At 69.5% G+C, this 2,791-nt stretch carries 2 protein-coding genes; both read right to left on the reverse strand.

Annotated elements, in window-relative coordinates; translation table 11 throughout:
- Positions 1-41: 41 nt before the first annotated feature.
- Positions 42-1,400 carry a sensor histidine kinase gene (locus tag AC3WPZ_RS27820; protein ID WP_444687576.1) on the reverse strand — a complete coding sequence of 453 codons (1,359 nt, stop codon included), beginning with the start codon at positions 1,398-1,400 and terminating at the stop codon, positions 42-44.
- Positions 1,397-2,791: CHASE3 domain-containing protein (locus AC3WPZ_RS27825; RefSeq protein ID WP_492442588.1), on the reverse strand; the 1,395-nt coding region annotated here is incomplete at its 5' end. The genes AC3WPZ_RS27820 and AC3WPZ_RS27825, both read right to left, overlap by 4 nt.

Consider the following 2,791-nt stretch of genomic DNA (forward strand, 5'->3'; position numbering starts at 1 on the left):
GGCCGTGAGCGGGACATGGGCCGGCGGGCAGGGCGGCGCGTTCAGGCCGAATCTGCGGCGGGGGTGTCCACGGTCTTCGCCGGCAGCTCGGCCTCGACCAGGGTGCCCTGGCGTGGCTCGCTGTGGACGTGCAGCTGGCCGCTGTGCGACTCCACCCGCACCCGCATGCCCAGCAGGCCGTGGTGGCCCGCCGGCACGCTGTCGATGTCGAATCCCTGGCCGTCGTCGCGCACCGAGACGCGCACCGTGCTGTCCTCCTGCGCCAGTCCCACCCACACGCGGTGGGCCCGTGCGTACTTCTGGACGTTGGTCAGGGACTCCTGCACCAGCCGGTACACGGTGAGTTCCGCGTCCTTGCCGAGTTCGACCGGCGAGAGGTGCATCTCCACCTCGATGCCCATGCGGCCGGCCGCGTCCTGGCAGAGCATTTCCAGCGCGGGGATCAGGCCCAGCTGGTCCAGCGAGGACGGCCGCAGGTGTTCGATGATGCGCCGCTTCACGGCAATGCCCTCGGTCAGGCGCTGTTCGATGCTGGCCAGGCGCTCCAGCGCCGGGGGCGGCAGGGCGGGCACGCGGCGCAGGCGCGCGATGTCGAGCTTCATCGCGGTGAGCAGGCCGCCCATCTCGTCGTGCAGCTCGCGCGCCACCCGCCCGCGCTCGTCTTCCCGGGCGTTGACGTGGTGGCCGGCCAGGTTGCGCAGTGCGGTGGTGCGCAAGGCCACCTGCGTGGCCAGCCGCTGGTGTTCCTCGGACTGGCGCCGGTCGTTGTCGCGCAACTGGCGCATGAACAGGATCAGCGCCACCCAGGCCACCAGCACCAGCAGGTGGATCGCCAGCCGGTTGATCATCATCGCGTCGTAGAGCGATACCCGCGCCGTCTTCTGGATCGCGGCGGCGCGTTCGAGCACGAATTCGAACTCCTGGCGCAGTTCGGCATAACGCAGGCGGCCCTGGTCGCTCACGGCGAGTGTCTGGGCATCCATGCGCCGGCCCTGCTCAGTCATGCTCACCCACTGGTTCAAGGTGGCCGTGCGCTCCTCGATCCGCTTGCGCACGTTCACCACCGACACGGTGCGCTTGGGGTCCAGCTCTTCCAGCCGCTTGAACGCATCCTGCTGAACCCCCTCCATCTCGTTGATGGCCTCGCGGTAGTTGCTCAGGTCGGCCTGCTGGGCGCTGAGCATGAAGGCGCGCACCGCGACCTCGGCGTCGGTGAGGGCCTGCAGGGTGCGGGCGGCCTGCTGGCGCGCATCGCTCAGCGTGATGCCCTGCATCAGCGTCGAACGCGAATGCTGGTAGCTGGCTTCGTTGACCACCAGCATGATCAGCGCCAGCGCCAGGATGATGGGCATCCCGAAGCGGTTGCGCGCCACACGTTCGATGGAGGACTTGATCATCATCCCGAGGTTGTAGCACGTGGGGCACCGGGCGGGGCCGGATCGCGCTGGCGCAAGGGCAGGCGCGCCATGACGCGGGTGCCCGAGCCCGGCACGGAGTGCACGCTGAACTGCCCGCCGAGCGACTCGATGCGGTGGCGCAGGTTCCTCAGTCCACTGGCCGAGGTGGTGCCCTGGCGGTCGGCAAAGCCCAGTCCGTTGTCCTGCACCTCCACCACCGCGTGGATGCCTTCCTGGGCCAGGCGCAGCGAAACGATCGTGGCGCTGGCGTGCCGCTCCACATTGGACAGCGCGCCCTGCACCACCGCGAACAGCGCCTGTTCGGACGGCACGTCCAGCGTCACGGGCATGAAGGCGAGGTCGATGGTCATGCCCGTCTGCTGCTCGAACTCGGTGGCGCGGTGCTCGATCGCGGCCTGCAGGCCCAGGTTGTGCAGGGCCGATGGCATCAGCTCTTCCATCATGCGCCGCTTCATCCCGATGCCTTCGTCCAGCGAGGAGCTCAGGTGCCGCAGCCGCTCGGTCACCTCCGGGTCGGTGGTGTGCAGCGAGTGGCGCAACCGCGTGAGGTCGAGCTTGGCGGTGGTGAGCAGGGCACCCAGGTCGTCGTGCAGCGCGCGCGCCAGGCCGCTGCGCTCGCCGTCGCGCATCTCCTGCAAGCCGAGGTTGAGCTGCGCGAGTTCTTCCGTGCGCAGCCGCACCTGGCTCTCCAGCGAATCGCGCTCCATCTGCAGATGGCGGGCATGTTCGATCTGGCTGGTCTGCAGGGCGGCGTTCTTGCGCAGGAAGAACACGTAGGCCAGCAGACTCAGCAGCGTCAGAACGTACACGCCGATGTGGCCCACCGCCAGCGTGCGGTAGATGGCCGCGCGCTCGATGCCCAGGCGACGCTCTTCCGTGACCATCAGCACGTCGGCCACCCGGCGCACCCCTTCCATCTTCTCGCGGCCGATGTCGGTGAGCATCAGCCCGTGCCAGGCGGCGTGGGAGCCGGCGTTGTACAGGGCGATGGTCTCGGTGACCTCCGAGGTTTTTTCGCGCGCGCGCTCCTGCAGGCTGTCCACCAGGCGCAGCAGATCGGGGTCGCTGCGGTAGTGCTCGCGCAAGCGGCTGATGGCATGGGCGATGTCGGTTTCGGCGGCCTGGTAGGGGTCGAGGTACTGCGGTCGGCCGGTGAGCAGGTAGCCGCGCTGGGCGGTTTCCATGTCCAGCAGGCGGCGCATCACGGTCTGGATGGCGTTGCGCGCGGTGTCGCGCGCGCCCAGGCTGGCCAGGGAGTCCAGGGCACGCTGGTAGGTCCACTCCGCCCCGGCCAACACCCCCAGCGCCAGCAACACCGCCAGCGCGATGGCCAGCGGGGTTCGCCAGGGTGCGCGGCGCCCAGGGATGGGAGG

It is taken from the genome of Hydrogenophaga sp. FW305-3-2-15-A-LB1 (assembly GCF_058787875.1).

Coding starts and splice junctions, on each gene's coding strand:
- AC3WPZ_RS27820 (WP_444687576.1), bottom strand. CDS start 1,400: ATGATGATCAAGTCCTCCATCGAACGTGTGGCGCGCAACCGCTTCGGG.